Source organism: Mesorhizobium sp. M7A.F.Ca.CA.002.15.2.1 (genome assembly GCF_003998715.1).
Classification (GTDB): Bacteria; Pseudomonadota; Alphaproteobacteria; order Rhizobiales; family Rhizobiaceae; genus Mesorhizobium; species Mesorhizobium ciceri.
The window spans coordinates 1-1,311 of sequence record NZ_RZPI01001001.1 but is presented as its reverse complement, the minus strand read 5'-3'; the positions used below and the strand labels follow the sequence as shown (position 1 = coordinate 1,311).

At 68.3% G+C, this 1,311-nt stretch carries 1 pseudogene; it reads right to left on the bottom strand.

The features are described 5' to 3' along the window. Window positions 1–1,311: pseudogene (locus ENZ74_RS31985) on the bottom strand (calcium-binding protein); the annotation flags it as partial.

The following is a 1,311-nucleotide window of genomic DNA, read 5'->3' as shown; positions in this document are numbered from 1 at the left end:
ACAGCACCGTTGGCCTGGTTGGCGGCGGTGGCGGTCGCGGTGCCGTCGCTGTTGGCGATGTTGTTGGCGCCGCCGGTGAAGGCGCCGGTGCCGCTGGCATAGCTGGGATCGCCGATGGAGACCGCGCCGTTGCCAAAGGCGGTGTTGCCGGACCCGATCGAGACCGCCTTGCCGCCGGTCGCCACCGCATTGGTGCCCATGGCCACCGCCTCGGCGGAATCGGCCTTGGCGCTCGTGCCCATGGCGATGGCGTCCTGCGCGCTCGCATTGGCCGACTTACCAACCGCGGTGCTGTTTATGCCGCTCGCCGTGGCGCCCAAGCCTAGCGCGCTCGCGCTCGCTGCGGTCGCGGTGGCGTTGTTGCCGAGCGCGGTCGCCGAGACGTCCGTGGCCTGGGCTCCCGAGCCCGCCGCGACCGAGCCTACTCCACTCGACACGGCCGAATTGCCCAGGGCCAATGCGAAATTGCCCGAAGCCGTGGCGACGTTGCCGAACGCCGCCGAGTTTGACGCCGATGCATTTGCCTGGGGACCGACGGCGGCGGCATTGAGGCCGGCGGCTTGGGCCTGGAAGCCCACGGCTGTCGAACTGGTACCACTCGCAACCGAGGAAGCGCCCATTGCGGTAGCGAAACCGCCGGAAGAGACCGCATTGGTGCCGATCGCGATGCTGTTGGGCAAGGCCGTGTTGGCCTGAACGCCCGCCTGCGCGCCTAGGCCGAGCGCGATAGACTGGTTGCCCCAGGCGCCGGCGTTCCTACCCATCGCCGTGGCGCTCGTGCCCGTCGACTGGCTTTGGCGCCCGATCGCAATGCTGTCAACCTGAGACGCCAGCACGTCCGTGCCGATGGCGACGGCGCTCTCTTGAAGGGCGCCCTTTCCCGCTGCGGTTCGGTTGCCAAGATTGATGGCGTTGATCGCGGTCGAGGTCGCCTGGAAGCCGATGGCGATAGAGTTCTGCTGGCTTGCGACGGCGCTATTCCCTTGGGCAAGCGCATCCAGCCCGGACGCTGTCGCCCCAAACCCGAGCGCGGTGGCGCGCAGCCCGGTCGCCCGGGTAACATAGCCGATCGCCGTCGAGTTCGTTCCGTCGGCGCGCGCGTTCAGGCCAAAGGCGGCCGAGCCTGCGGCTGCGACCGAGTTGACGCCAATGGAGCTTGCTCCGTCTCCGACAGCCTGGGCGTTCCCGCCTATCGCGAGGGCGTTGACGCCGTTCGCGCCGGAGATGACACCTATGCCTATGGCATTGAGGCCATTGACACCCATCGCATAGCCGATGGCGATCGTGCCGTCGCCCGTTGCACTGTTGGAG